This is a genomic window from Sphaerochaeta sp. PS, from assembly GCF_032144095.1.
Taxonomy (GTDB): Bacteria; Spirochaetota; Spirochaetia; order Sphaerochaetales; family Sphaerochaetaceae; genus Sphaerochaeta.
Genome location: NZ_JAVSNJ010000001.1, coordinates 72,801 through 98,130 on the forward strand (window position 1 = coordinate 72,801; position 25,330 = coordinate 98,130).

Annotated in this window: 27 protein-coding genes; 14 read left to right on the top strand and 13 right to left on the bottom strand. The window is 53.3% G+C overall.

Annotated features, from left to right (window positions below; genetic code table 11):
* Positions 1–46: 46 nt before the first annotated feature.
* The 6 genes from rpmE to ROJ03_RS00430 all read left to right on the top strand — a co-directional run bounded on the left by rpmE (position 47) and on the right by ROJ03_RS00430 (position 4,569).
* A complete protein-coding gene (gene rpmE, locus ROJ03_RS00405; protein ID WP_313724998.1) occupies positions 47–250 on the top strand; it encodes a 50S ribosomal protein L31 in 204 nt (67 codons plus the stop codon).
* A gap of 203 nt (positions 251–453) precedes the next feature.
* Positions 454–1,623 (top strand): galactokinase, encoded by a 1,170-nt coding sequence (locus ROJ03_RS00410; protein WP_313724999.1) that lies wholly within the window; start codon positions 454–456, stop codon positions 1,621–1,623.
* Entirely contained in the window at positions 1,620–2,390 is a 771-nt protein-coding gene (surE, locus tag ROJ03_RS00415) for a 5'/3'-nucleotidase SurE (RefSeq protein ID WP_313725000.1), read from the top strand. The genes ROJ03_RS00410 and surE overlap by 4 nt, the downstream gene beginning before the upstream one ends.
* The gene (locus ROJ03_RS00420) at positions 2,383–2,742 is read left to right on the top strand and encodes a hypothetical protein (RefSeq protein ID WP_313725001.1); all 360 of its coding nucleotides are present in this window, start codon (positions 2,383–2,385) and stop codon (positions 2,740–2,742) included. The genes surE and ROJ03_RS00420 overlap by 8 nt, the downstream gene beginning before the upstream one ends.
* A 58-nt stretch (positions 2,743–2,800) precedes the next feature.
* The gene (locus tag ROJ03_RS00425; RefSeq protein ID WP_313725002.1) at positions 2,801–3,961 is read left to right on the top strand and encodes a cysteine desulfurase family protein; all 1,161 of its coding nucleotides are present in this window, start codon (positions 2,801–2,803) and stop codon (positions 3,959–3,961) included.
* Positions 3,958–4,569 (top strand): iron-sulfur cluster assembly scaffold protein, encoded by a 612-nt coding sequence (locus ROJ03_RS00430; RefSeq protein ID WP_313725003.1) that lies wholly within the window; start codon positions 3,958–3,960, stop codon positions 4,567–4,569. Before ROJ03_RS00425 ends, ROJ03_RS00430 begins: the two co-directional genes overlap by 4 nt.
* A gap of 137 nt (positions 4,570–4,706) precedes the next feature.
* On the opposite strand, the gene ROJ03_RS00435 is transcribed toward ROJ03_RS00430, so the two are convergent.
* Positions 4,707–6,392 carry a nucleoside kinase gene (locus ROJ03_RS00435; protein WP_313725004.1) on the bottom strand — a complete coding sequence of 562 codons (1,686 nt, stop codon included), beginning with the start codon at positions 6,390–6,392 and terminating at the stop codon, positions 4,707–4,709.
* Positions 6,393–6,526: 134 nt separating this feature from the next.
* On the opposite strand from ROJ03_RS00435, the gene ROJ03_RS00440 reads away from it, so the two are divergent.
* Positions 6,527–8,287 carry an aldehyde ferredoxin oxidoreductase N-terminal domain-containing protein gene (locus tag ROJ03_RS00440; RefSeq protein WP_313725005.1) on the top strand — a complete coding sequence of 587 codons (1,761 nt, stop codon included), beginning with the start codon at positions 6,527–6,529 and terminating at the stop codon, positions 8,285–8,287.
* Here ROJ03_RS00440 and ROJ03_RS00445 read toward each other — a convergent pair.
* Positions 8,260–8,805: a YfcE family phosphodiesterase gene (locus tag ROJ03_RS00445; RefSeq protein ID WP_313725006.1), complete on the bottom strand. Its 546-nt coding sequence runs from the start codon at positions 8,803–8,805 to the stop codon at positions 8,260–8,262. The two genes, ROJ03_RS00440 and ROJ03_RS00445, sit on opposite strands and share 28 nt — an antisense overlap.
* 131 nt (positions 8,806–8,936) lie before the next feature.
* On the opposite strand from ROJ03_RS00445, the gene ROJ03_RS00450 reads away from it, so the two are divergent.
* Together ROJ03_RS00450 and ROJ03_RS00455 are read left to right on the top strand one after the other, a co-directional pair.
* On the top strand, positions 8,937–9,863 hold the full coding sequence (locus tag ROJ03_RS00450; RefSeq protein WP_313725007.1) for an alpha/beta hydrolase: 927 nt from the start codon (positions 8,937–8,939) through the stop codon (positions 9,861–9,863).
* Positions 9,864–9,867: 4 nt separating this feature from the next.
* Positions 9,868–11,109, top strand: a complete 1,242-nt coding sequence (locus ROJ03_RS00455; RefSeq protein WP_313725008.1) for a YihY/virulence factor BrkB family protein — start codon at positions 9,868–9,870, stop codon at positions 11,107–11,109.
* A gap of 1 nt (position 11,110) precedes the next feature.
* On the opposite strand, the gene ROJ03_RS00460 is transcribed toward ROJ03_RS00455, so the two are convergent.
* Positions 11,111–11,917, bottom strand: coding sequence for a ZIP family metal transporter (locus tag ROJ03_RS00460; protein WP_313725009.1), 807 nt, complete (start codon positions 11,915–11,917; stop codon positions 11,111–11,113).
* 94 nt (positions 11,918–12,011) lie between these two features.
* Here ROJ03_RS00460 and ROJ03_RS00465 point away from each other — a divergent pair, with 94 nt between their 5' ends.
* Complete coding sequence (locus ROJ03_RS00465) at positions 12,012–12,476, top strand: hypothetical protein (RefSeq protein ID WP_313725010.1); 465 nt, start codon at positions 12,012–12,014, stop codon at positions 12,474–12,476.
* On the opposite strand, the gene ROJ03_RS00470 is transcribed toward ROJ03_RS00465, so the two are convergent.
* From ROJ03_RS00470 to ROJ03_RS00480, 3 genes are read right to left on the bottom strand one after another with little or no spacing between them, the layout of a single operon-like run.
* Positions 12,466–12,852 carry an HIT family protein gene (locus tag ROJ03_RS00470; RefSeq protein ID WP_313725011.1) on the bottom strand — a complete coding sequence of 129 codons (387 nt, stop codon included), beginning with the start codon at positions 12,850–12,852 and terminating at the stop codon, positions 12,466–12,468. The genes ROJ03_RS00465 and ROJ03_RS00470 overlap by 11 nt on opposite strands.
* An 18-nt stretch (positions 12,853–12,870) precedes the next feature.
* The gene (locus ROJ03_RS00475; RefSeq protein ID WP_313725012.1) at positions 12,871–14,016 is read right to left on the bottom strand and encodes a tyrosine-protein phosphatase; all 1,146 of its coding nucleotides are present in this window, start codon (positions 14,014–14,016) and stop codon (positions 12,871–12,873) included.
* Positions 14,017–14,049: 33 nt separating this feature from the next.
* Positions 14,050–14,715 (bottom strand): Crp/Fnr family transcriptional regulator, encoded by a 666-nt coding sequence (locus ROJ03_RS00480; RefSeq protein ID WP_313725013.1) that lies wholly within the window; start codon positions 14,713–14,715, stop codon positions 14,050–14,052.
* Between the two features lie 88 nt (positions 14,716–14,803).
* Between ROJ03_RS00480 and ROJ03_RS00485 the strand changes: the two genes are divergently transcribed.
* Positions 14,804–15,502 (top strand): ATP-binding protein, encoded by a 699-nt coding sequence (locus ROJ03_RS00485; protein ID WP_313725014.1) that lies wholly within the window; start codon positions 14,804–14,806, stop codon positions 15,500–15,502.
* Between the two features lie 117 nt (positions 15,503–15,619).
* On the opposite strand, the gene ROJ03_RS00490 is transcribed toward ROJ03_RS00485, so the two are convergent.
* Genes ROJ03_RS00490 through ROJ03_RS00520 form a run of 7 tightly spaced genes read right to left on the bottom strand, consistent with a single transcriptional unit; the run spans position 15,620 to position 22,133 of the window.
* Positions 15,620–16,708 (bottom strand): hypothetical protein, encoded by a 1,089-nt coding sequence (locus ROJ03_RS00490; RefSeq protein ID WP_313725015.1) that lies wholly within the window; start codon positions 16,706–16,708, stop codon positions 15,620–15,622.
* Positions 16,702–17,448 (bottom strand): outer membrane lipoprotein-sorting protein, encoded by a 747-nt coding sequence (locus ROJ03_RS00495; RefSeq protein WP_313725016.1) that lies wholly within the window; start codon positions 17,446–17,448, stop codon positions 16,702–16,704. Before ROJ03_RS00495 ends, ROJ03_RS00490 begins: the two co-directional genes overlap by 7 nt.
* Positions 17,441–18,679 carry an ABC transporter permease gene (locus ROJ03_RS00500; RefSeq protein WP_313725017.1) on the bottom strand — a complete coding sequence of 413 codons (1,239 nt, stop codon included), beginning with the start codon at positions 18,677–18,679 and terminating at the stop codon, positions 17,441–17,443. The genes ROJ03_RS00495 and ROJ03_RS00500 overlap by 8 nt, the downstream gene beginning before the upstream one ends.
* Before the next feature lie 9 nt (positions 18,680–18,688).
* Positions 18,689–19,948: an FtsX-like permease family protein gene (locus ROJ03_RS00505; RefSeq protein WP_313725018.1), complete on the bottom strand. Its 1,260-nt coding sequence runs from the start codon at positions 19,946–19,948 to the stop codon at positions 18,689–18,691.
* Entirely contained in the window at positions 19,945–20,628 is a 684-nt protein-coding gene (locus ROJ03_RS00510) for an ABC transporter ATP-binding protein (RefSeq protein WP_313725019.1), read from the bottom strand. The genes ROJ03_RS00505 and ROJ03_RS00510 overlap by 4 nt, the downstream gene beginning before the upstream one ends.
* A 3-nt stretch (positions 20,629–20,631) precedes the next feature.
* Entirely contained in the window at positions 20,632–21,717 is a 1,086-nt protein-coding gene (locus ROJ03_RS00515) for a slipin family protein (protein WP_313725020.1), read from the bottom strand.
* On the bottom strand, positions 21,714–22,133 hold the full coding sequence (locus ROJ03_RS00520; RefSeq protein ID WP_313725021.1) for a GntR family transcriptional regulator: 420 nt from the start codon (positions 22,131–22,133) through the stop codon (positions 21,714–21,716). The genes ROJ03_RS00515 and ROJ03_RS00520 overlap by 4 nt, the downstream gene beginning before the upstream one ends.
* A gap of 183 nt (positions 22,134–22,316) precedes the next feature.
* On the opposite strand from ROJ03_RS00520, the gene ROJ03_RS00525 reads away from it, so the two are divergent.
* The 3 genes from ROJ03_RS00525 (at position 22,317) to ROJ03_RS00535 (ending at position 25,324) form a co-directional block, all read left to right on the top strand.
* Positions 22,317–23,303, top strand: coding sequence for a tripartite tricarboxylate transporter substrate binding protein (locus ROJ03_RS00525; RefSeq protein WP_313725022.1), 987 nt, complete (start codon positions 22,317–22,319; stop codon positions 23,301–23,303).
* A 219-nt stretch (positions 23,304–23,522) separates the two neighbouring features.
* On the top strand, positions 23,523–23,798 hold the full coding sequence (locus ROJ03_RS00530; protein ID WP_313725023.1) for a hypothetical protein: 276 nt from the start codon (positions 23,523–23,525) through the stop codon (positions 23,796–23,798).
* An 11-nt stretch (positions 23,799–23,809) separates the two neighbouring features.
* Positions 23,810–25,324 (top strand): tripartite tricarboxylate transporter permease, encoded by a 1,515-nt coding sequence (locus ROJ03_RS00535; protein ID WP_313725024.1) that lies wholly within the window; start codon positions 23,810–23,812, stop codon positions 25,322–25,324.
* Positions 25,325–25,330: the final 6 nt, after the last annotated feature.

Genomic DNA, 25,330 nt, shown 5'->3' on the forward strand with positions numbered 1-25,330 from the left:
TGCTGCGTACTGCCAGCAGAAAACACATATTCCTGGAGGAATCATTATGAAAAAGGGAATCCATCCCCGTTATGAAGTTGCTGAAGTCCGTTGCTCTTGTGGCAATGTGATCAAGACAAAGACCACTGCAAAGAAACTTGAAGTTGAAATTTGCTCCGCCTGTCACCCTTTCTTTACCGGTACCCAGAAAATGGTTGATACCGCAGGGCGCATCGAGCGCTTCAAGAAAAGGTACGGCTTGGAAAAATAAGCTGTGCAAGCAACAGAAAGCCACCAGTGATGGTGGTTTTTTGTTGTTCTAAAGATGCCATTGGTCCCATTTCATTCTTCCTGCCACGATTCCATGAGTGGATGCGTGTCAGGAAACTCTTCGTCAATTGTATAAATGATGGTTTTTAGTTGCAATCTATTTGTAAGTAGCCTAAAATTACCGCATAAAAGCTAGGTTGGGGCATGGAAAACGTAATAAGTCAGCATAAGAAAGAGTTTGAAGAATTACCTCAGGTCATTGTAGAGGTGCCGGGAACGTGCACCCTGATGGGTAGTTATGCTGATGCATGCAAAGGCTGGTCCGTTGTAGGTACCGATATCTCCACCTTGTTTGTTGCCATTTCACAACGGGACGACCAGATGGTCCGTCTCACCAACGCCACCCTCAATGACCGCAAGCGATTCTCCCTGAGCAATATCAAGTTCCGCAAAGAGGACCGTTGGGGCAATTATATCAAGGGTGTGATCGGAATCCTTGCTGCTGACGGGGTCGCCCTTACTGGCATGAACGTGACGGTCGAAGGCCCCTTGCTGGTGAGCGACAACCAGATGGTCAGCTCAGCCATTGCCATGGGTGTCTGTATGGCCCTCAATGAGCTTCTCGACCTGAAGATGAGCTTTTCCTCCATCATCCGTGTGATCTACCAGGCGAACACCACATTCAACAACGAGCTTTGCAAGATAAGCGACCTGCTTACCATGCTCAATGGCAAGAGAGGGAAGGTCCTCTTCTTCGATCTCCAGCATCTTACCTTCCAGGAATTGGCTTTCCCCTTTACTGATGCAAGCGAAGAGTATGTTGCCCTGATTGTCGACAGCAAGATCTCTCCCAACGCCATGCGCGAGGAGATTGCATCCAAGAGAAGGGCCATCGAGGTTGCCTTCTCCCGCCTCAAGGAGCTGAAACCTGGTGGATTCATCAGGGATTTCCCGGAAGGGGACCTGAGTGCCCGTGTTGTTCCCCTGGATGAGGACTCAAGGCATATCTGCGAATATATCCTGATGGAATCAAGGTTGACCCGGGACAGTGCACTCCTTCTCAACGAAAAGGATGCCATTCCTTATGGAAAGGTGATGGTGCGGATCCAGACCGGGCTACGCGACCTGCTTGAGGTCTCCTGCCCTGAGGTCGATTGGCTCACCAAACGTTCCTCGGAGCTGACAGGATGCCTGGGTGCTGTCCTCATTACCAATGGCTTTAGCGGGAATGTCATGATCCTCTTGAGCAAACAAGCGCTTCCAAGTTATATTAGCCGTCTGGAGGACTACGAACACATTTTCGGTTTTCATCCCCGTTGGTACATCTATGAAGGTGGCGGTTCTGCCAAGGTTGTGTTCCCAAACCATACATGAGAATATTGCTGACAAATGATGACGGATACCAGAGCAGGGGCATTGCTGTCCTTGAGTCTTTCCTCGCCGAGGCAGGACATGAGATCTGGGTCTGCGCACCATCGAAGGAACGAAGCGCCAGCAGCCATGCAATGACCCTCCGTGGTGAGATCACCATCACCGAATATGGCCCGATGCACTACCACTGCAGCGGTACCCCTGCCGATTGCATGCTCTATGCACGCAAGGGAGAACTCTTCTCCTCTGACCCTGACCTGGTCATCAGCGGCATCAACCATGGATACAATATCTCCACCGATATCCTCTATTCCGGAACCGTAGGGGCTGCACGGGAGGCCGTGCTCACCGGCCTTAAGGCTATGGCCCTGAGCTGTACATCCAGTGATGATGGCCTCTTCGTCTTCGAGAAGGCTGCGCAGTTTGTCGTCGAGCATCTTGAAGAGCTCTATCCGCTTTGCAGCAGTGAATGCATCCTCAACATCAATGTCCCTGCCAAGGGCAATGGGCAGTGGAAGCCTGCTGTGATGAGCTATCTGGACTACCATGATGCGATTACCAGGCATGGGGAAGGACCGCAGGGAACCCCTCTTGTCTTTTCCTTGAATGGGGGTATTCCCCCCATGCAGAAGTGCAACACCATCGAGACCGACTTCCAGGCTGTCTCTGAAGGGTTTGTCAGCATTACCGCCCTCTCGATCCTGCCCCCCATAGAGCAGGGTGTCCAGCAAAAGTTGATACGCTTGGCTGGAGAAAAGAACCATGGCTAGGAGTTGTCACTCCGCCTGGGAGAGCAAATGCACCAAATGTGGGCTCTGTTGCCATGAAAAGGCCGTATATGGGCGCCTGCTCGTCATCGACCTGGACTCATGGTGTGAGTTCTTTGACCCCAAGACCAAGCAGTGTACCATCTATGCCGAGCGGTTCACCAAAAGCAAACGCTGTAAGAAAATGACCTTTTTGCGGGCGATGTTCGCCTCCTATATCCCTGACAGCTGCGCCTATGCAAAATGGGCGAAAGCCAACCACATCAGGTTCGCACCCCACCGCATGTTGCGGATCATCCATAGCAAGAACTGTCCCTCTGACGAATCTGACAAGCTTATCTATACCGCTTTCTAGCGGTGTCGGTTGACCTTTGATGGTCTTTGTCACTATGTTTACAGAGAGGAATTACCATATGGAAAATCAGATAATATATCTGGATAACAATGCGACTACGCCCATGGCAGAAGAAGTAGTTGCAGCTATCGCAGATGCAAATGCACTCTTCGGCAATGCTTCCAGCATGCATAGCTATGGCCGTGAGGCTGCCTATGCGGTGGAGCAGGCTCGCGCTCGCGTAGCTGAACTCATCGAATGCGATCCTGAAGAGATCGTATTCACCAGTGGAGCCAGCGAGGCAAACAATACGGTCTTCAGCATTTTTCGCGATATAATCGATCTCGGTTCGAAAAGGAACCGCATCGTCACCACCACCATCGAGCACCCTTCAATTGTGGAAACCGTAAAGTTTCTCCGCAGTCGTGGGTATGCCATCGATGAGGTCCCTGTCGACAGGACAGGGATGGTCTCTCTTGATGTCCTTGCCACATACCTCGGCGAGGATGTAGCCCTGGTCTCCGTCATGACAGGAAACAATGAGATTGGGACCATCCAGCCGATCGCAGAGATAGCCAAGATGGCCCACGCTGTCGGGGCCTTCATGCACACCGACGCAACCCAGGCCATCGGGAAGATCCCGGTAACCATGAAGAGCTGGGGTGTGGACTACCTGAGCCTTTCCGGGCACAAGTTCTACGGACCCAAGGGGATCGGGGTGCTGGCTGCAAGGAAGAAGGCTCCCTTTGAAGCCTTTGTCCATGGTGGTCACCAGGAGGGGGGCAAGCGTGCCGGTACCTACAACACCCCATCGATCGTAGGCCTTGGTGTTGCCTCGGAGATTGCTATGCGGGATTTGGAGAGTGAGCACGCCAGGCTCTGGCACCTGAGGGAGATGTTGCGCATCGGCCTCGAAGAGAGGATCCCCAACATAGTGGTCAATGGCAACCAGGACCACTGCCTTCCCGGCACCCTGGACATCTCGTTTCCCAGTGCGGAAGGGGAGTCCATACTGCTCTATCTCGATATGGAAGGGATCATGGTTTCCACCGGCAGTGCCTGTGCAAGCGGGTCTCTTGAACCCAGCTATGTGCTACTTGCCTCCGGTGTGGATATAGAACTGGCACATGGGTCGATACGGTTCAGTTTTGGTCGTTACAATACTGAGGAAGAGGTTCTCTACGTTTTGGAGAAGATGCCGCCGATCATCAAGCGCCTAAGGGGGATGTCAACAAGATGAGTACTAATTTTATGAGCCAGTGGGTATACTCCCCTGTAGTCAAGGACCATTTCATGAACCCGAGGAACACTTGGGACGAGGCTGAGAACTTTGAGGCCGATGGAGTCGGGGAAGTCGGTTCCCTGGCCTGTGGGGACCAGATGCGGATTGCCATCCAGGTCAAGGATGACACCATCGCCGACCTGCGTTGGCTAACCTACGGATGTGCATCCGCGATAGCAAGCACCTCCATGATGAGCGAGATGGTCAAGGGGATGAGCCTGGAAGAGGCATACCACCTCTCACCCATGGCAATTACCGAAGCCCTTGGGGGTCTCCCAGAACACAAGTTCCACTGCTCTGTCCTTGGGGACAAGGGCCTTCGTGCCGCCATCGACGACTATCTTGCCAAGCAGAAGAGGGACAACCCCTTCAAGCACAAGATCGCGAAGGTCATCTGTGAGTGCAAGAACGTCACCGACGTTGCCATTGAGGACCTGGTGAAAAGTGGTGAGGCCAAGACCCTGGATGACCTGGAAAGGATCACCGAATACGGTACGGTCTGTGGAAAGTGCAAGGAGCAGGTTGCAGAGCTCTTTGACCAGTTCAAGCACATCTACAATACCTGAAACGAGCGAAAAACCCTTACGGGATAATTGTTTGTTGATAATATGGTAAAGAAGAGAGAGGCGATTTTTCGCCTCTCTTTCCTTTTTCCGCTGACAAGCAAACAGTTTTCTCCGTTTGTCTCTTCTCGCCTGTTTGCTCAGATGACCCCGAACTCGCTTCCTCCGATGAACTCCCGCAACAGCGAGTCATCGGGGACCAGGGTATCGGGGATCGGGTTGACATTCTCCAGGAACTTGAGCAGACGCCGTGCTGTCTCGTATGCAGGCCCTGCGCTGGGTTTCACCATCTTCAAGAGTGGCTGGGCATAGGGTGACAGCACGCCCAGTTCATAGTCGAGGGCTGAGTTGATCATGATGTTGGCATTGTTCTGGTAGGGGAAGATGTAGCGGTCCTCCCCACGCCTTACCGATGGCCACATGTTCAGCGTTGTGGTGGCATCGGTTCCCCGTGTCCTGTTGTCCCTTACCAACCTGCGGATCATCCTGTTGTCTGTGGTGCTGATACGGTTGTGGTCGTCGAGGTTCAGCTGGGTGAGGGCCGAGATGTAGACGCGGAACAGTGTCTCGTTATCGATCGTATTGGTAAGCTTGGGATTCATCCCATGGATACCCTCGATGATGAGGATGGTCCTTTTGTCCATCTGTACCGGTTCGCTCTCGTACGTGCGGCTCAGGCTTTTGAAATCATACTTGGGGAGGGTGACCGGCTCGCCTGCTATCAGGGCGGAGAGGTCCTGCTGGAACTGGGCGAGGTCTATCGCCTCCAGGGCCTCAAGGTCGGGCTTGTTCTCCTCATCCCTTGGTGCTTGCTGGGGGGAGAGGTAGTAGTTGTCCAAGGATACCTTGATGGTTCTCTTGCCAAGGACCTGGAGCTGGATGGCCAGCTTGTGGGCAAAGGTGGTCTTTCCCGAAGAGGATGGGCCTGCTATGAGGACAGCCTTCACGCTGCTGTGGATGTTGATCTGGTCGGCTATGTTGGAAATCTTCTTTTGCTGCAGAGCCTCTGCCAGGCGAATGAAGGCCTCGATGGTATTCTTGTTTCCCAGCTCGTTCAGTTGGCCAAGGGCCTGCACATTGAGGATGCTTCCCCAGGCCTTGTACTCCTTGAAGACGGCGAAGAGCAGTGGGTTGTCGGTGAAGGGGTCAAGGGAGCCGATATTGTGGGAGCGCGGGTAGCGCAGCAGCATCCCTCGGTCCTGGTATGGCTTCAGTTCCCAGACCTGCATCAGGCCGGTCTTGCAGAGGAGGGGTTCGTAGGAGATGTCAAGGTAGCCCTGCAGCCGGTAGAGCTCCACCACCGGTTCGTTATGGGTGGAGATGAGGCTGGCAGTCTGGTCGAAATGGTTTTCCCTGAAGTACGCAATGGCCTCCTCATAGGGCAGGACAACCTCCTCGATGGGGAGGTCCTGGTCAACCAGGGCTCGCATGGTCTCTGAGATGGTAGTGATGTCGCTCGACTGTAGGGTAAGGTCGTCGTCAAAGCTGAAGTAGTAGCCATCACCGAGCGAGTGGCCGATGACCAGCCTCCTGCTAGGGTAGAGCATCGATACGGCACAGCAAAGCAGATAGCAGATGCTATGTCTGTACATCCTCTTACCCATCTCCCCATATAACCGCACCCCCTCGATGGTACAGTCGCTTACGAGGGAGCGTGAACAGGATTGAAGCTCGTGGTTTACCAGAGCTCCTACGATCGGGTCCTGCCGGTAGGAGGGGGTGTCGGAGGGTTTCACGATTCCAAGGGCGAGGAGGGCATCCTCGACTGTTGAGCCGATGGGCAGGCTAAGGGTTTTGTTTTCATCTGTTATGGTAATCTGTCTCATGGTTCCATCATACGACCAACTGCGGTGGGATAACAAGGGTAAACCGGATAGCCCATTTGTATGCTATACTGGGCTTTCAAGAAACTGGAATTTCTCCGATTGACAGCAAACAGTGTGGAAGGTACCCTACATACATGGCAAAAAAGCAAGTGATGGCATTCCCGTATCGTCAACGTGCAATCCTTCTCGTTGACCTCTCCCAGGAGTCCTGGCAAAAGATTCTTCTCTCCGAAGCTGAGGCAAAGTCTCTGCTTGGGGGGCGGCTGCTTGCCCTCTCCCTCTGGAATACCTATGCCAACTATGAGAGCCTGGAAAGCCATCTGTATGAGGTTGCGAATCCTGTGGTCATTGCTTCCGGTGCCGCCAGCGATACGCCCATGCTGTGTGCCGAATCGGCTACAGTCGTCACCCGCTCCCCGGTCACCGGCAAGCTTACGGTCAACAGTGCCAGCGGGACCCTTGCCAAGACCTTGTTGGGTTGTGGCTACTCTGCCTTGGTCCTTGTGGGGAGAAGCCGTAGGCTTTGCAGCATCGAAATTGACCCCCAACAGGTAGTGTTTTCCAATGCAGAACGGTTTCATGGCATGACAACAGGCGAATTGCACTCCCATTTCAAGGGGAGGTCGTTGCTTTGCATTGGCCCTGCAGGGGAACACCAGGTCCCGTATGCATCACTTTTGTATGAAGGGGTGAACATAACCCGTGGCGGGGTGGGTATGGTTTTTGGGCTGAAGAACCTGAAATTCGTGGCTTTCCAATCCATTGCCAGCGGCAGGGAGAGCTACGATACCAAAGCACTGGGGCTCTGCACAAAACGGTACTTCACCCTTTTGAAAAAGACCAGGATAGGCAAGGCCATGCAGGACGAGGGGCCGGCTACCCTGCTGAAGAAGGCAAACAAGCTTGGATGGGCGGCCATCGACAACTACTCGATGCGCGTTGATGGCCGGCTGTGGGGCCTCTGTCCGAAGACCCAGCCGGCAGGACAACCCAACCAGGAGCTTGTCTGTGCAGGTTGCCTCACCCCCGGGGCCCATATGCCAAGGAAACAGAGCCTGCTCGACTTCTCGGTCCTGATGGCCCTGGGTTCCAACCTGGAATTGTTTGACTATCGCAGTGTCTCCCAGCTGGTCCAGCGTTGCGCCGAGAATGGGCTCGACCCCATCAGCATGGGTGCAATCCTCTCCTGGGCGCGGAAGACCCGATCGGAGGGAGGGCTCTCGTTTCTCCCTGACCTGAGTGGGTCCTCAGCCATCCAATACCTTAGGATCATCGACGCAATAGCCTACAGGAAAGGGACTGGTGAGCAACTGGCAGAGCCTTTTGCAAAACTTGTCTCCCTGTATGGGGGAGAAAACCATGCATACATGGTCAACTCCCAAGCCCTTCCCCCTTTCGATTTCCGGGGCCTTCCTACCCAAGCGACGCTTGCGGCAATGGGTGACGATACCCTGGTGTTTCCTGAGCTGCTCTATGGCAACCACTACCATCGGGGGAATGAGAGGATGCTCGCCCGATGGGCTGTATTCTCCCAGGACCTACGCTACGCCATGGAGTCTTTGGGCCTCTGCCCGTGGGTGTCGCTTCCCTTCTATGAGAAATGGATCATGCGGTTTCCTTATTTCTTGATGCCCTCAAAGGCATGGAGTTTGCTGGCCTCTCTTGCAACGACCTCAGAAGGGTATCAGGTCACGGCAAAACAGATGGCCCAGTACGGCAGTCGAGCCTGGCTTTTGCAGCAGGAGATCGACAGCAAGCTTGTCAATGTCACAGGACGGTACGGATCGTTGCCCCAGCAGCTGCTGGTAGATGCCTCAAGCAACTACCATGCCTCCCAGATCGTCCCTCTGGCCCGGCTTCTGGATGCCTATTGGTCAAGACGGGGCATTGAGTAGGTCTTCAATTCAGCTATGCTTCCATCATCCCTGAACGAGAGAATCCTGATGCCCTCTGCATCGAGGATCCCGTAGGTGGGCCCCAAGGTATTCCTCGGGAAGGTGGGCGAGCCCGGATTCACGCAGATGATCCCCATGGCATCGGTATGGAGTTGGGGGGTGTGGGTATGCCCTGAGATGAAGATGTCACCCCTTTGCAAGCCAAGGCCATACGGGGAAGGGTACCGGTCACCGTGGGTTAGCAGGATGGTCCTCTTTCCGAACGGGATTTTCCGGGTAAGGGGAGGAAAGAATATCTGGGCTTTGGAGAAATCATAGGAGGAGTCGCAATTCCCCCGGACCTGGAGTATCTCCACAGGGCTATTGGCAAGGGATAGGGAGAAGAGGGGGTTTTCAGGAGGGCAGAGGTCTCCACCAAGCAACACCATTGAAGCACCTATTTTTTCGGCCTTTTCAAGTAGTTTGGTTAGTGCTGGCAGAGATCCGTGCAGGTCAGAACCAAAGATGATAGTATCCATGGCCCCATACTATCACATAAGCCAAGCGATGGGAATTTGTTCTATAGTTGTGGGAAATTCTTGTTTGTGGGCTACAATACTGCTAGTATAGTACTGAAATTATATAAATATTGTAGTGTAGGAGGGAGCCTATGTCAGAAATCAGGGAACTGACCTGTAGCGACGGGCACGTGTTGTATTACCACACATGGATTCCTGAAGGGGGCCAGGTAAAGGCGGTGGTACATCTTCTCCATGGAATGGCTGAACATAGCCAACGATATGACCGATTTGCCCGGTATCTCAACAAGCAGGATATAGCAGTCTATGCGCAGGACCACAGGGGTCATGGCCTGACTGCAACCAAAGCCCAGGAAACCCTTGGTTGGTTTGCTGAGAGGGACGGTTGGTTGAGGGTTGCCCAGGATTCATTGGAACTCTCCAATGTCATTGTTTCCGATTTCCCCAAAAAACCACTTTTCCTCATGGGACACAGCATGGGCTCATTTCTTGCCAGGACGATAATCGTGGATGCACCTGACCTCTATGATGGGGTCATCATGATGGGAACCGGCCCTGCCTTGGGCATCCTGGGGACCCTCGGGCGCAAGCTGGCTCAGTCACATGTAAGGAAATTCGGTTCAAAGTTTGTGGACGAGCAGCTGAACAAGATGAGTTTTGGCTCCTACAACAAAAAGATACCCCAAGTCCATTCGGCCTTTGACTGGCTCAGCCGGGATGCTGCCGAGGTAAAGAAATATGATGACGACCCGCTCTGTGGGTTTGTCTGCACCGCCAAGTTTTTTGACGATATGCTGGATGGCATAGGATATGCAAACAGTCTGGTACGTGCAAAGAAACTCCATAATGACCTACCTATCCTCATCATCAGCGGGAGCATGGACCCTGTAGGGGGCTACGGCAAAGGGGTCCAGAAGGTGCAGGAGCTCTACAAGGCTGCCGCCATGGAAGACCTTACCCTGCACCTGGTTGAGGATGCCAGGCATGAACTCTTGAATGAGACCGACAGGGATTCAACCATGGAATACCTCTCGCTCTGGATTCAGGAGCGGATATAGCCTGATGAGCTTCATTCGTGCAATACGAGACAGAGTACTCGCTTTTCTGAAATTTGCGACCGTTGCCTTCAACCAATCGTTGAGGGACAACGTGATGCAGTCAGCATCAAGTATGGTCTACTCCACCTTGATGGCATTGGTGCCTGCAGTTACCTTTGTCTTTACCTTTTTCAGCGCCTTTGGTGTCCTGGAACCTATCATCGGCCTGCTTCGACAATGGCTGACCGATCTGGTAGGTCCTGAGGCAGGCCTTGAGCTGATGAACCTGCTGAACCTCTACACCACCAATGCCACTAGCTTGGGAGTTGTAGGGCTTGTCTCGTTTCTCATCACGATGGTGTTGTTGATCAACAAGGTCTGGACCGTCATCAACCAGATATTCCGTACAACCCGAAACAGGAATGCCCTCAAGCGCCTGGCGAGCTTTGTCACCTTTCTCATCGTGGCCTGCCTGTTGGCAGCCGCCTACATCAGCATCCAGTCTGTGGTGAATTCCTGGTACCTGACCCTCATCGGTGTCTCTATCGCGGGGTGGTCGAAGGTGGTGGGCATCATCACCCCGATCTTCACAACCTGGGCTGTCGTCTTCCTGCTCACCTATTTTGTGCCCAACACCAAGGTACGCTTCTCCTCGGCCATGATCGGCTCAGTGACCGGTACCGTATTGCTGATGTTGGTCGGCAAAGGCCTGTCACTGCTCTCAGGCATGGCAACCAGGTTTTCGGTGATCTATGGCTCGCTTGCCAGCGTATTTCTCTTCCTTGTGCTCTGCTATGTGATCTGGATTGTCATCTTCTTTTGTGTAGAGCTTGCCTATGTCCACCAGTTCCGCCCAGACACCCAGGTATACAAGGGACTTCCCCAGAGCCCTGCCCTGCAGCTGTGTGAGGGAATGAACATTATGATGCTCATCGGCAGCAATTTCCGTAATGGTGGGGGGGCCACCACCACCAAGGAGATGATGGAACGGCTCGCCATTCCTGACCTTCGCCTGTACGGGTTCCTGGAGCTGTTGTCCCAATTGAAATTCGTCACACCCACCAACAACGGGCATACAACCTTCATCCCCATGCAGCCTCTGGAGAACCTGAAGGTGCAGGATCTGGTGAATGCGCTCTACGGCCTCGATACCATAGAGCGTGACGAGCGTGACACTGCGGGGGAGGCGATAGCTATCCAGGTGCAGGCACGTGGGGTATCCTCCCTGGGGAACCTTACGATAGAGAACCTGCTCCAACGGATCTAGCTCAACCGAGCCCTACATCCAACATCATCATGACCGTGAAGCCTATCATCGTCCCTATGGTGGCGAAATGTGTTGCCTTGTGGTCGTTGGGGTCACCCTGGGCTTCGGGGATGAGCTCCTCTACCACCACGTAGATCATGGCCCCCGCAGCAAAGGCAAGGGCGTAGGGCAGGATTGCCTGTACCTCGACTACCAAAAGTGCTCCGAGTACTCCTGCAATGGGTTCCACCAGGCCGGAAGCCTGGCCATACATGAAGCTTTTGAACCTGCTCAGGTTTTCCCTTCTGAGGGGGATCGAGACGGCCGCCCCTTCAGGGAAGTTCTGCAACCCGATACCGATGGCAACTGCGATGGCGCTGAGCATCATGTTTGGGTCCCCTGTTGCAGCGGCGGCACCGAAGGCAACGCCTACGGCAAGCCCTTCGGGTATGTTGTGCAGGGTAATGGAGAATACCAGCAGGATGCTTCTTCTCAGGTGGGTGGGAATGCCTTCAGTCTCCCCAGGCTTCGAATTGAAGTGGGTGTGGGGCAGAAGCCTGTCGCTCAGCCAAAGGAAGCCTCCTCCCAGGAGAAAGCCGATGGCTGCCACCAGATAGGCAGGGACAGGACCCTCTTCGGCCATGGAGATGGCAGGTGCGAGCAGCGACCAGAAGCTTGCCGCGATCATGACACCGCTTGCGAAACCCAATAGGGTATTCATCACATGCGCTTTGATGGTCTTGAAGAAGAATACGAGGGCAGCACCTAAGGCTGTCATTCCCCAAGTCCCAAGGGTTGCTAAGAAGGCCAGTAGTATTGGATTGTTCATGAGGATACGATAAAATCGAAAATCAAACTGGTCAATAGCTAAAGGTCCTTGTTCTTCACCAAGGAGACAGGCTATCGTCTATCTGGAGGCTTGTATGCTGTTGGATGTTACTACGTTGGAAAAAATCGACCCCTTGATGTGGCACTCCCTTCCGGATGCCAATGATGGGATCATAGCAGATGAAATATGGAAGTGCGGGCCTGTGGTCTGTACGATGCTCAAGAACCCCCGTTGCAAAAGTGGTGAGGATTTGGTTTCCATACCCTATGCCATGGCGGTAAAGCGGGGAAAGAACCTTGTGTTGGTGGTCTCCCTTGAGCAAGAGGACCTTCGCTCCCTCTCCCTCAATCTGGGATGCTCACTGAAGGAGCTGCAGCAGGATTACGGGACAAAGTCAAACTTCTCCGAGCTGCGTGCATACATCTATTCCAAGGATGAGCGGGAGGACCTCGGACCCTATGAGGAGAAGCTCGATTTGCAGCGGCTGCGCCTGTTCTTCCTTGATACGGTGTGTGACACCCTGGATATCGTCGAGCCACCGGAGCAGGTCAGGCTGTAGGATAGCACCCCTTATGGGGTATGACATGGCGGACCCCACCCCTGGGGTTGCTGCTGTCGCCCTTTCTTCGGGGGATGAGGTGGATGTGGCAGTGGAAAATGGACTGCCCTGCCACCTCCCCAACGTTGATACCCACATTGAAACCCTCTACAGTAGGGTCTGTAGCCAGGATTCTGGCGCGCTCGGCCTCAAGCAGGAGCATGCAAGCGTCCTTCTCCTCCTCTCTCAGGAGGAAGAAATCCGGTTCATGACGTTTGACGATGACCAGGGTATGTCCTTCAGTGACGGGATAGTTGTCCAGCACTGCATATGCATGCTCGTTCTCGCTGATGATCCTTTGCTTCTCCATCCTACAGAATATACACGATTGCGCCATGATGCTTCCTCCACATCCCTACAGGGTAAATACGATCGAGCCATGGATCTCCAGCTTCCTTGCCGAGAGATTGTCCTGGATTGCTCGTATCTGGCCCGGGGAGAGCTCTACCTGGTCTGTCAGGTATGCTCTGGCGACGCTGCCGAGGCTCCTGTTTGTGACAGCCTTGCCCCCATTGAGGTCTGCAAACAGGTCCAGGATGATCTTGCTGATGAGCTTGTACCGTTCACTACCCTTTTCAAGGCCATAGTAGTTCTGGTAGCTCTTCATATAGTCCTCGACAACCTCGTCAACGGTTGCACCCATCAGGGCCGAGAGCAAGGCTATGACAAAGCCGGCCCTGTCCTTTCCTTCGTTGCAGTGGACCAGGTAGGGACCCTTGTGGCTGGCCATGAAGGCGAGACCCTCCCTGAGCTTGGCGGTGAAATCAGGGTCTGTACATGTGACGCCCATGTTGAGGGCAATGACCGAGCCCTCCTCTGCCAATGCCTTGTAGTAAGGGGCCTGGCCAAGGTTTGCATACAGGCCGGTCTGCTCGTCTGCAAGGTTGATGACCGTCCTGATGCCGGCTTCCCTGGCAAGGGCCTCCACATAGGGGGCGCGGGGATCGTCAAGCAGGGGATTGGCCGAGCGGTAGAGTGTGTTGGCGGCAATGGAGCCGTTTTGTACCATCCTGAAGTTCGCAAAGACCTCGTCAGAGGCGTAGTCCTCCCGGTTTTCACTTCGTACCAGGCGCCTGAGCTCAAACTGCTGGAGGTATCCTCCCTTTCTGGATAGGGTGATGAGGACAGGGGAGCCTACAACGGCCGAGCTTGCCTTTCCCAGGTCTCCGTAGTTGATGGCCAGCATCACAGAGCCCTGGTTGAGCCGGACCAAAAGGTTTCCCTTGTCGACATCGCTGTATGAGGTGCCGATGGGTGCCTCAAAGGAGAGGGATCCTACAGTTATCTCTGTGATGTCACCTACCTCGTAACCGAACCCAAGCAGCTCCTCTTTACCCATCTGTAGGGTGAGGTTACCATACTTGTCGATCGCAGCGACAGTAGACTCCAATGGTGGCAGTGGTATCTGCCCCTCAGCCTCCTGCTGGAATGTTGCGCAGGAGGTGAAGGCCAGCATAGCGGAAAAGAGAAACACGAGGATGATGGGCCGTACCTGTTTCATGTGAGATCCTCCCTTGGTAGTGATGATGGCCTGTCAGAGCATGGACTGCTTGAGCTCGAAGGTGTTCTTGGTGAATTCGATGAGCCCCTCGCTCTTCATCTTTCCCAGTTCACTGGACATGGCACTTCGGTCGACGCAGAGATAGTCGGCAAGTTGCTGGCGGTCAAAGGGGATGGTGAAGGCTTTGCTGCCGGTCTTCCAGGCCTGTTCAGAGAGAAAGGAGAGCAGTTTCTCCCGCGTGTTGCGTTTGGTGATATGGTTCATCTTCTTCATGAGCCCCAGGTTCTTTTGTGCCAGGAGCCTGACCATGTTCTCGATGATCGCATGGTGGAATACACACTCTGACCGGCAGGTTGTGATGATCCTCTGGACACTGAGGAAGAGGACAACGGTCTTCTCGCACGTAACTACCGATACAAGGCTTTTTTCTGCAGTGCAGGCTACCGTTTCTGCAAAGATGTCCCCGACCCCGAGTTGGGCAACAAGGGTCCTGTTTCCCCAGAAATCATGACGGACCAGATGGATCGAGCCCGAGAGTACGACCCCAAGTTCATCCAGCACATCCCCCTCCTCTATGATGGTGTAGTCCTTGGGGTAGGTGGCCTCCTTTGGCTTGAGGCAAGAGATGAGGTGTGGCAGGTCATCAGGGCTGACTGTGTTGAAGAGCACACTTTGTGCAAGAATCGGAAGAGCATTCATTTCGTACCCTTTTGTTGTAAAAACAACATAACTTATGATTGCCCCATAGTATCATGGTCTCGCATCAAGGACAATGGAGTAATAAAACATGATCAGACAGATGATACGTATAGATGAACAGTTGTGTAATGGTTGTGGCCTCTGTGTGAGTGCCTGCCAGGAAGGAGCCATTGGAATGGTCAACGGGAAGGCCGTCCTGCTCAGGGAGGACTACTGTGATGGATTGGGCAATTGCCTTCCGGGTTGTCCCACCGGGGCCATTAGCTTCGAGGATAGGGAAGCACCGGATTTTGACCATGCAGCGGTTGCCCACCTGATGACCGAGCCCATGCCTCTCTTCAGTTGTCCAGGATCCCAGATGAAGGTCATGAAAAAGTCCGAAAGGCAAGAGGAACCAGTTGCAAGGAATTCAGAGCGTCCTGTCAGCCAGCTTCGCCAATGGCCGGTACAGATCAAGCTGGCAGCCCCCAATGCTGCGTTCTTCAACAAGTGTGACCTACTCATCGCCGCAGACTGCTCTGCCTACGCTTTTGCCGATTTCCACAACACCTTCATCAAGGACAAGGTTACCCTCATAGGGTGTCCCAAGCTTGACGAGGGGGATTACGCTGAGAAGCTGGCCACCATATTTGCACACAACGACATACGGAGCATCACGGTGGTCAGGATGGAGGTCCCTTGTTGTGGTGGCCTTGATTCTGCGGTAAGGCGGGCCATCGCTGCTTCCGGGAAGATCCTGCCTCTGGCAGTGGTAACGCTCTCCTCCGATGGAGAGATCCTCCGTTAGGGAGGTGTTGGCCGATAACCCAAGTCCGATATGAAGATAGGGCCCTCTACCAGGCGTAGAGGACCTTTGCAGTTTGCCCAGCATGGGCAATAACTCGATGGTGAAATGGGATCTCTTCTAGAAGACCCAGGAACTCCCTACCGTTACAGAAAGCGAAGAACCAGTGGAATTCCATGGGAACAGGTCGCCTGCATTCCCTGCATCACAGGAGATGCTACCCACCAGATTGAATGCCTCGAACACATTCCAGATAGTGCTGAACGTGGCCCTTGCCGAAAGGTCCAAGGGCGAGATGATGGACCGTAGGCTGAAGGAAAGGGCCGGTGAGTAGGCCAGGGAGAGCTCCGGATAGAAGAGGAGAGCAGCATCAGCATCCTTGACAGAGTGGGTCTTCCAGTCCCCAAAGGGACGGGTGAGAGCCTCCAGCCTAAGGGTGAGGGACCTCTCATGGGGCAATCTCTGTAGGTAAAAAATACCCCCGCTGACCAACCAGGACTCTTTGCTCTCCTCTAGGAACGCTCCTTCTTCAGGTATGGCCAACGAGGAGGAGAGGTACCAGTCAAAGCCTACGTTCCCCTGGAGGCTTAGGTACGGCTTGTGTACACGAGCCTCTCCCAGTGGTTTCCTTGTAGCATAGCCAGCCTCCATCTTGAGGCCCTTTACCGTGGTATAATACCGCGCTGCGAGGAACAGGTCCGTAGGTGTTTGGGTTTCAGAGGGCATCACGACGGCTTCTGCAAACGAGAAGTATCCCAACGGGTAGTTGACCGAGGCCAGCCAGCTTGTGGTGCTTCTCAGTTCCGCCTGGGTCAACGAGACCGAGGCTGAGTTGTCTCCATACAGTACGTCACCAGCGTTGAAGAGCATGCCTTCCCCCCAGGAGAGGCGGGTCTTTCCTGCCGTCAGCCGAAAGGAGGGAAAACGGGCCTTGAAGTATGCCTTGTGCACCACATCATCAAAGCTTGTGGGCACCGAAAGGTTGTTGCCCTTGAGTACCACCTCCCCCCGAACATTTCCCTCGTTCTTGGAAGAGAGGGTGAGGGTAAGGTTGGCTACCACCTGATCGGTCCAGCTATCCTCTTGTGCAGAGTAGGAGAGCGTTGGCAGCAGGTCCATCCCGATCACCGGATTTCCGGATGCGAAGAGCGGGGTGAGGGCCACTAGCGCTAGGGCCAACAAAACATGTCTGGAATGCTTGCCTACCATGTCAGGTTCTCCAGGGTAAAGATGCTCTTGTCCAGCTTGGGGTTTGCCTCAAAGGAGTCTATCGTCATGAGGGTGGAGGAGTCCTTCTTCATCTTGTCCTCAATCCTGCTCTGTTTGGGCAGTACCCTGGTATCGGTTTCAAAGGTTTGGAGCACCTCCATGGTCTTGAGCAGCCTTCCCTGCTGGGTGGAGTACTCGGCCTTCCAGACAAGGAAGGACTCCTTGTCGACCCAGATTTTCTGGATCGGGTAGGCTACCGAACGGGTCTTTGCCGTGAGGGTAAGCACATAACAGGAGCGCTGGTTGAATGGTTCTTCCTGTTCAAGCTTGGCCGTGTAGCTGTCCAGGGTATTTTTCTCCTCGGTCATGTCCTCATAGGAGATGTCCGAGCCCAGCATGGATTGGCGCAGGGCCGAGCCCTGCATCCTGATGAGCTGTTCTGCATCAGGGTAGAAGAGGTAGAGGCTCCCTGCGGTACGGAGGATCTTCTGCCCTCGTTCAGCAGTGCTGGTGAACTCTATGAGTGAATCAACCTTGCCCTGGCTCCAAGACTTGAAGAGGCTGGTCTTTGTCCCGAAACGGTCTGTTGTCTGGATTGATCCCGTAGAGAAGGTGGTGTCGAATGTTGCCATGTTGTCCATCTTCTCGATGATTTCATCTGAGCTGAGTGCAAAGAGTGCAGAAGGGATGGCAAACAGCAGCAGAGTCATAAGCACCATGGCCGGTAGTTTCCTATACATAGCGTAGAGCCTCCACAGGTTGGATTTTTGAAGCATGGCGAGAGGGTATGAAGGTGGAAAGGGTTGAGATGACTGTTGCATAGGCCCAGATGATGAGGGCCTTTGTCACGCTTGTCTTTGGATAGAGGATGGAGGAAATCTCCATGTCAATGCCGCTGAGCGCCTCGGTAAAGTCCAGCCCTACCTTGCCCATGTAGTAGGTTCCCAGGTAGCCAATGAGCACTCCAATGCACGAGCCGATGATGCTGATGAAGAGGCCTTCAAGCAGGAAGAGCCTGGTAAGCTCCGATCCCTGCATCCCAAGGGCAGAGAGGGTGCCTATCTCCCGCATCCTCTCAAAGATGACCATCATGGTGGTGTTGATGATGACCGTACTGCCAAGGATAAAGAAGAACATCGCGATGAAGTAGTATGCGATCTTGGCTATTTGCAGCATGCCATACATCTGGTTCAGCTCTTTCCAGGACCGGGTATCGGTCACAACGCCTGTCTTCTCCTCGATTTCGCTTCCGATCTGCCTGGCTACCAGTTTTTCGTCAGAACCCTTGGTGAGCTGCACCAGTATCTCCTGGGTAAGGCCATCCATCCTGAGGAAGTACTGGACCCGGTCGATCGGGGCCCAGATGGTGTTGGCGTTGAGGCTGGCCACGGGGAAGCCCGCGATCCCGACTATCTGGAACGTGATGGCATTGCTCCCCCTGGTTGCGGTGTTGCTCAGCAGGGTCACCTTGTCTCCAAGGCCAAGGTGCATGTCCTTTGCTAGGGCAAAGCCCATCAGGATTTCGTTTTTCCCCATTTCGGGGAGCCTGCCCTCCTGTACAAGGGAAGGGAAGTCAATGAAGGCCTCCTCATTTGCAAAATCGACACCGACACCCATGACCACATGGGTGTCATCGCCTATGTACATGCTGGAGGGGAAGTTGATCCTCGCTGCGGCAGCCCGGACATGGGCATTCTCCTTGAGGATGGGCTCGATGGCCTGCCAGTCGACACCAAGGTGGATGGGGTTGTACCGTTCATATTTCTCGAAGTCACTGTTTCTGATCAGGACCTCTCCCGTGTAGTAGGACTTGAGGTTGTTGGCCATGTCCGCTTCCATCCCGTCGAGTAGGCCGAAGAGCATGACAATGCTCATCGCTGAGACTGCTATGGCAACAGCAGAGAGGATCGAACGCCTCAGATTCCTGAATATGTTCCTGAACGCTAGCTTTGGAAGGCTTTTCATCATCATTGCATGCTCCTATTGGTGCCTGAGGCAGGAGGGGATGTCCATCTTCAGTGCCCGTCTGATGGGAACGATCGATACAAGCATGGAGAGGGCAATGCCTGAGATGAAGGTTATGACAAACGACCTGATGCTCCATGTCCCACGCATGATGCTCTGGATCCTGTAGCCCATGTCGATGTCGCGCAGCAGAAATCCCATATTGATGCCCACATTGGCTATGAAGATGTTGAGCAGGGCCCCCAGGATGATTCCCATAAGTGAACCCACCAACCCGATGCCTCCCGCCTCAAAGATGAATGAGAGCCGGATATCGTTGTCTTTCATGCCCAGGGCCCTCATCATGCCCAGCTCCCGTGTCCGTTCGTACATGGCCATGAGCATCGTGTTGGAGATGCCCACCGCTGCAATGATGAATACGAGGAAGAGGATGATGCCCGATCCTCCACGCTTGGCTTCTGCAATGGCAAGGAAGTCCTTTGCCAGGACCCTCCAACTTTGTGCTTCCAGGTCGCCAAGGCCAGCAGAGGCAAGGCTTGCCTGGATCTTGGTGACCTCTGTCTCTACATTGGCCCGGCTTGGCAAGCGAATGTCGATCTCTGTCACCGAACCTTCCATTCCCAGGAAGGCGTCTGCATTCTCCTTGTCCACCATGATGAGCGTCCGGTTTACATTGGGGTTGGGACAATTGAGGATACCCACGATCTGGAGGTCAACCGCCTCGAAGAAGCCGCCGTTCCCCCGGGTTACCAGGGTAACCCAGTAGCCGACCTTCGCCCCGATGTCCTCGGCAAGCCAGGAACCCATCAGCATGCCGTCCTTCTCCCCCTTGGTGAGCAGTCTCCCTTCGGCCAGGGTCTCCTCGAAGTGAAAGACCTGGTTGTCCGTTTCTGGATCGATGGCCGTAACCAGGGCTGGGAGGTTTCCCTCCTCCCCGAAGTCATCACTGGAGAGGATCATGTCGGCTTTGAACATGGTACGCCCTGTTGCTGTGTAGCCACCCTTCTTGAGGGCCTCCATGGCCTTCTCGGGGTTTGATATTCCTGTTTCCAGAGGGAAGAGCAATCGGTCAGGCCAATACTCTTTCTGGTGTATCCTCACCGAAGATGTCTCATACCAGATGAGGTTCCGCTCCGATTCCTGCTCAATGCCCATCAGCAAGGAGTCGACAACGAGGTACATCATCAACCCAAGGGCAATGGCGGTCGCCGTGATGGCTGTGCGTCTCTTGTACCGGGTGAGGTTCTTCATCGCGAGGGTAAAGATGAATTTCATCCATGTCTCCTCTCATCGCTGATGATGGTCCCGTCGTGGAGCTGTACCAGGCGGTTGGCGTAGTCCATGACCATCTGGTCGTGGGTCGAGAAGATGAAGGTTGTCTTGTACTTCTCGTTCATCCGTTTCATGAGCTTGAGGATCTCTTCCCCTGTCTTGGAATCGAGGTTTGCCGTCGGTTCATCAGCCAGCACGATCTGGGGATTCTTGATAAGGGCCCTGGCTATGGCAACGCGCTGTTGCTGGCCTCCACTGAGCTTGCCAGGACGGCGGTCCTCCATCCCTTCCAGACCGACCTCCTTCAGCAGGGCCATGGTTCGCTGTCGCGTCTCATGTTCGCCTACATTGAGGATTGAGAGGACGAAGGCCACGTTCTCGTAGGCAGAGAGAACTGGGATGAGGTTGTAGGTCTGGAAGATGAAGCCCAGGTTGTTTCTGCGGAATTCGGTCATGCCCTTCTTTCCCATCTTGGTGACCTCTTGGCCATTGATGGTTATCTCACCCCCGTCGAGGGCATCTATGCATCCGATGAGGTTCAATAGCGTTGTTTTCCCTGAGCCGGATGGTCCCGCTATGGAGAGGAAAGCTCCATCGTCAATGTCGAGGGAAACCTTCTTCAGTGCCTTGACGACCGTCTCCCCTGTCTTGTAGTTGCGGCTTACGTTCTCAATCTTGATCATAGGTCACTCCTCTAGGGTTCGCTCTTTCGCTTCCTGGGCTCTCTGGATGGCTGCGCTTCCAAGCACCGCTCCCAAATCCATGTGGTCGAGGATGGAGGCGGGCAAGAGCATCATGGAGTTGTTCTGCCTGATACCCTCGTAGATCATGTTCATCGAACGCAGCTGCAGGGCCACAGTATCGTTTGAGTACTGTTTCGATGCCTCGGTGAACTTCTTTGCTATCTCGACCTCAGCGGCTCCCAGGATGATCCTTGCCTCTTTCTCCCGCTCAGCCTGGGCCTGCTTGCTCAGCGAGTCCTCAAGCTCCTTGGGGATGATGATGTCGGTTATCTCTACCGAGAGGATAGAGACCCCCCATGGGTTGGTCTTGGCATCGAGGCTCTGCTGAATCTCCTTTCCCAACTCTTCCCGTTCTGAGAGGAGCGATGAGAGCCTATACTTTCCGATGGAGTCCCTCAGGGCTGTCTGGGCAGAGAGGATCACAGCCTCCGTGTAGTTCTCAACCTCCAGGATGGCCTTCTTCGCATCCCAGATCATCCAGAATGCCAGGGCATCGACATGTACCGGAACGGTATCCTTGGTGAGGGTCTTCTCGGCACTGAAGTCGGTTGCCCTGATGCGCATGTCTACGAACTCGGCAATCCTGTCCACCAAGGGAATGAGGAAGAAGAGACCCGATCCATGGACCTTCCTGAACTTGCCCAGGCGCAGGACAACGACCTTGTCCCAGTGTTGTACAAGCTGGACCCCGCAAGAGAGGAGGATGCCCACCGTGGCAAAGCCGGCAAGGGGGTAGAGGTATATGCTCAGCTTCCCCATAACCGATAGCCACATGAAAAAGAGCAAGGCAATGACGATGAGCCACATCGGCAGCAGGGCTATGATGATGGCCATCACCAAGACAAAAGAGATGAGCATCGCGATACCTTCCAAGGGGAAGGATGGGTAGATGAGCAACTCTACCCATGCTCCAGCTACCATGAAGAGGGCAAGCGAGAAGAAGGAGAGCGAGCCGAAGCTGAAATCCTTCTTGAGGGTGAATGTCTTGGCATTCTTGATCCTGTCAAACTTTTTCTGATAGAGATTCATACTGTTTCCTTCTTTAGCTTCAGGTCCGGGCCCAGGTCATGGATGTTTGCTACTATCTCTTCCAAGGAGAACCCGAAGGAAGCTGCCTTGGAAAGGTAGGATTTGGTGATCTGGGAGAGTACCTGCTCGCGCTCGATCGCATTGAGATTTATTTTCTTGTCACTGATGAAGGTGCCTGAACCCTGCTGGGTCACGACAATGTTGCGTATCTCCATCTCGGCATATGCCCGGGCTACTGTGTTGGGGTTGATGCTCAGATCGACTGCAAGGCTCCTGACTGTGGGAAGCTGGGAACCTTTCTCCAGCCTGCCATCGGAGATGGCCATCTCCACCTGGAAGATGATCTGCTTGTAATAGGGGACCCCACTCTTTACATCCAGACTGAACTCCAGTTTTTGCTCGGCTGCTTTGTACACCTGCACTCCCTCATCTTCTACTTTTGTACTATGTACTGGTGTATTAGTACATTGTCAAGAAATCATTGTATCCACCAAGGGAGGCGGTTTGAAAAAGATAAGATTTTCCTTGACAGACTGTTATAACAGTTATAATACTGTATCGTACAGATAACAACATCTTACATGGAGTTCGGAGGATTTATGAAAAGGAAGATTTTAACGTTCGTATCAGTGCTTATTGCACTCTCGTCAATGGCCTTTGCGCAAGGCTCATCTGAAGCAACCTACCCAGCTAAGGACATCGAGGTCATCGTCAATGCTGAATCTGGTGGTGGAACCGATGCCATCAACAGAAAAATCATTTCCATCATTGAGAAGCAGCACAAGGGCCAGACCTTGTATGTAACCAACAATGGTGCAACAGAAGCCAATGGTCCTTACCAGGTCATGATTGCAAAGCCTGATGGGTATCGCATCGGAAGCATGACCTACGGCAGTGTCGTCGGTTCTGTCTACTTCAACCTGATCCCACAGTATGACCTGAACAAGTTGAACATCTTCGCGATGTTGACCCAGGAGTCTGATGCCGTGATGGTCCGCAACGATTCCCCCATTAAAACCTGGCAGAATCTCATTGATGCAGCAAAAGCCAACCCCGGCAAGGTGAGGATCGGTGGTGCAAACGCTGGGTCCAGGACCTCCCTCGTAATCTCTCAGATTGAATCTATCTATGGAATTGACGTCAATGAAGTCCAGTACATCGGTTCTTCAACCCAGAAGGAAGCACTGCTCAATGGCGAAGTTGATGCCATCATCACCAGCCTCGGCGACCTCAACTCATTGCTCGCAAGTGGACAGGTACGTGGCATCGTTGAATTCTCAATGGTCCAGAACAAGGCCTATCCAACGGTTCCTACCATTGCTTCCCTCGGCCATCCTGAGATCCAGTGCGCATCCTTCATCCTGATGTGTGCACCCAAGGATACTCCCCAGAACGTAATCGATACCCTGACCGCTTACTACAAGGAAGCTGCCGAGACCAAGGAATTCCAGGATTGGGTTGTCTCCATCGGTGTCTCCCCTGTTTGGAAGAGTGGTGCAGCGGTTCAGGAATATGTGAACACTGTACAGATCACTGCATTCAAGCTATTGGATGACATGGTCGCCAAAGGGCTCCTCAAGCGCTGAGTAGCTAGTTAAGAAATTTTGATAAGGATTTGAAAGATGGATATACAAAGGTTTTTACATAAAAAGGTGATGATCCCATTTGTGTGCATGATTTTCTTGCTTGGGTACCTTGGTGTTGGGTTGTCAATGGGCCCCTTGTTTCTCGAAAGTGGATTGAGCAATGAAAACTTCATACCCGTGATCATCGCTGTCATTGGAATTGCTCTTTGTATATCCATAATGATTGATGGACTGAAGGAACCTGTCGAAGCAGGGGCGAGCTCGAGCAAAGTAATTGGCTTGAAACAGGTTATTCTGTTCGCCGATTTCTTCCTCTTCATCGGGCTGTACAAATTGATTGGGTTCATTGGGGCAGCGTTCGTGTTCACGTTCTTGTTCATGCTGTTCTTCGATGACAAGATTACTGCAGTGGTGAAGAAACTCATCATCTCAGCAATCATCACTGGTTTTGTCTATATCCTGTACGCCTTAATCTTCGGCGTCAGGTTCAACTAGGAGCGTTCGGTATGGATACTTTGATACAGATCATGTCTGGGTTCGGCGTAGTGTTCCAACCCATCAATTTCTTGGTAACGCTCCTTGGATTCATCATTGGTCTGGTTTTTGCCATCATTCCAGGGCTCACCGCAACGGTTGCCATCGTCCTGCTGATGCCAATGACCTATAGCATGACGTTGAACATGGGACTGTGCATGGTCATGGGAATCTACATGGCTGGTATGTATGCAGGTAGCGTCACCGCAATCACGATCAACATCCCTGGTGCCCCGTCCAGCAGCATGACTGGTAAGGATGGGTATCCTTTGATGCAAAGGGGCATGGGAGCCAAAGCCATCGGCCATGCCAGCTTTGCCTCAGCCCTCGGTGGTGCCATTGGCGTACTGCTTTTGATTCTTGTTTCCCCCATTGCGGTAAAAGCAGCCTTGCTGGTGAAAACACCTGGAAAAGCATCCCTGGTTCTCTTTGCATTCATCACCATCTGTGCTCTGGAAGGTAAGGGCTGGAAGAAAGCAATGCTCTTCATCATCCTTGGCATGATCTTCTCCACGGTCGGAATGGGTCTGTTCAATCCGACCTCGCGCTTTACTTTTGGAACCGTTTCCTTGATGGAAGGAATAGACTTCATCTCTGTGGTAATAGGAGCATTTGCGATCAGTGAAGTCTTGATGCAAAGCGACCTTTCAAACAAGGAATACCAAGAAGTTAGCGCTGCGGTAAAGGACATCAAGATCAAGCGTCGCGATTTCATTCCGACGAAAGCTGATTTCAAGGAAATCGGGCTTCTTGCCTATATGAAAAGCTCCTTAATCGGTTTCTTCATCGGTGCCCTTCCTGGTGCAGGAGGTGCTCTTGCCTCTTTTGTCGCTTATGCAGAAGGCAAGCGCGGCTCAAAGCACCCAGAGAAGTATGGCAATGGGTCATTGCAGGGCATTGCCTGTGCAGAATCGGCCAATAACGCCGTCTGTGGTGGGGCAATGGTTCCGATGCTTGCATTCGGTATCCCCGGTGACGGTGTAACCGCAGTCGTCCTTGGTGTCTTGATGGTCTATGGTATCGTTCCCGGTCCAGACATCATGACCCGTCAGCTTCAACTGGTTTCCCCGATGTATGCGGCCCTGTTGGTTTCTGCTGTCCTGATGATTCCCCTCTCCCTGATGCTCTTTGGGCCATACTACATCAAGTTGGTCAGGATAAACCGGATCGTACTTTACTCTGCAATCAGCCTGATCGCCATAACCGGGGCCTATGCTGCCACGAGTTCTGTCTTCCAGATGATAGCCTCTGCCGGTGTTGGCGTGATCATGTACTTCATGAGAAAAGAGAAATATCCTGCAGTGACTTTGATCCTTGGTGCAATGCTAGGACCTTTGTTCGAAGGCTATTTCAGAAGAAGCCTGTCCATCTCTGGCAACAACATGGCCGTTTTTCTTCAGCCGGATAGCATGGCCTTCTTGCTGTTGACCGTTATATTTGTCTTTTTCCTTGGGAAAGCCCAAAAGAAAGGCGCATCCACCAAATAATTAAGA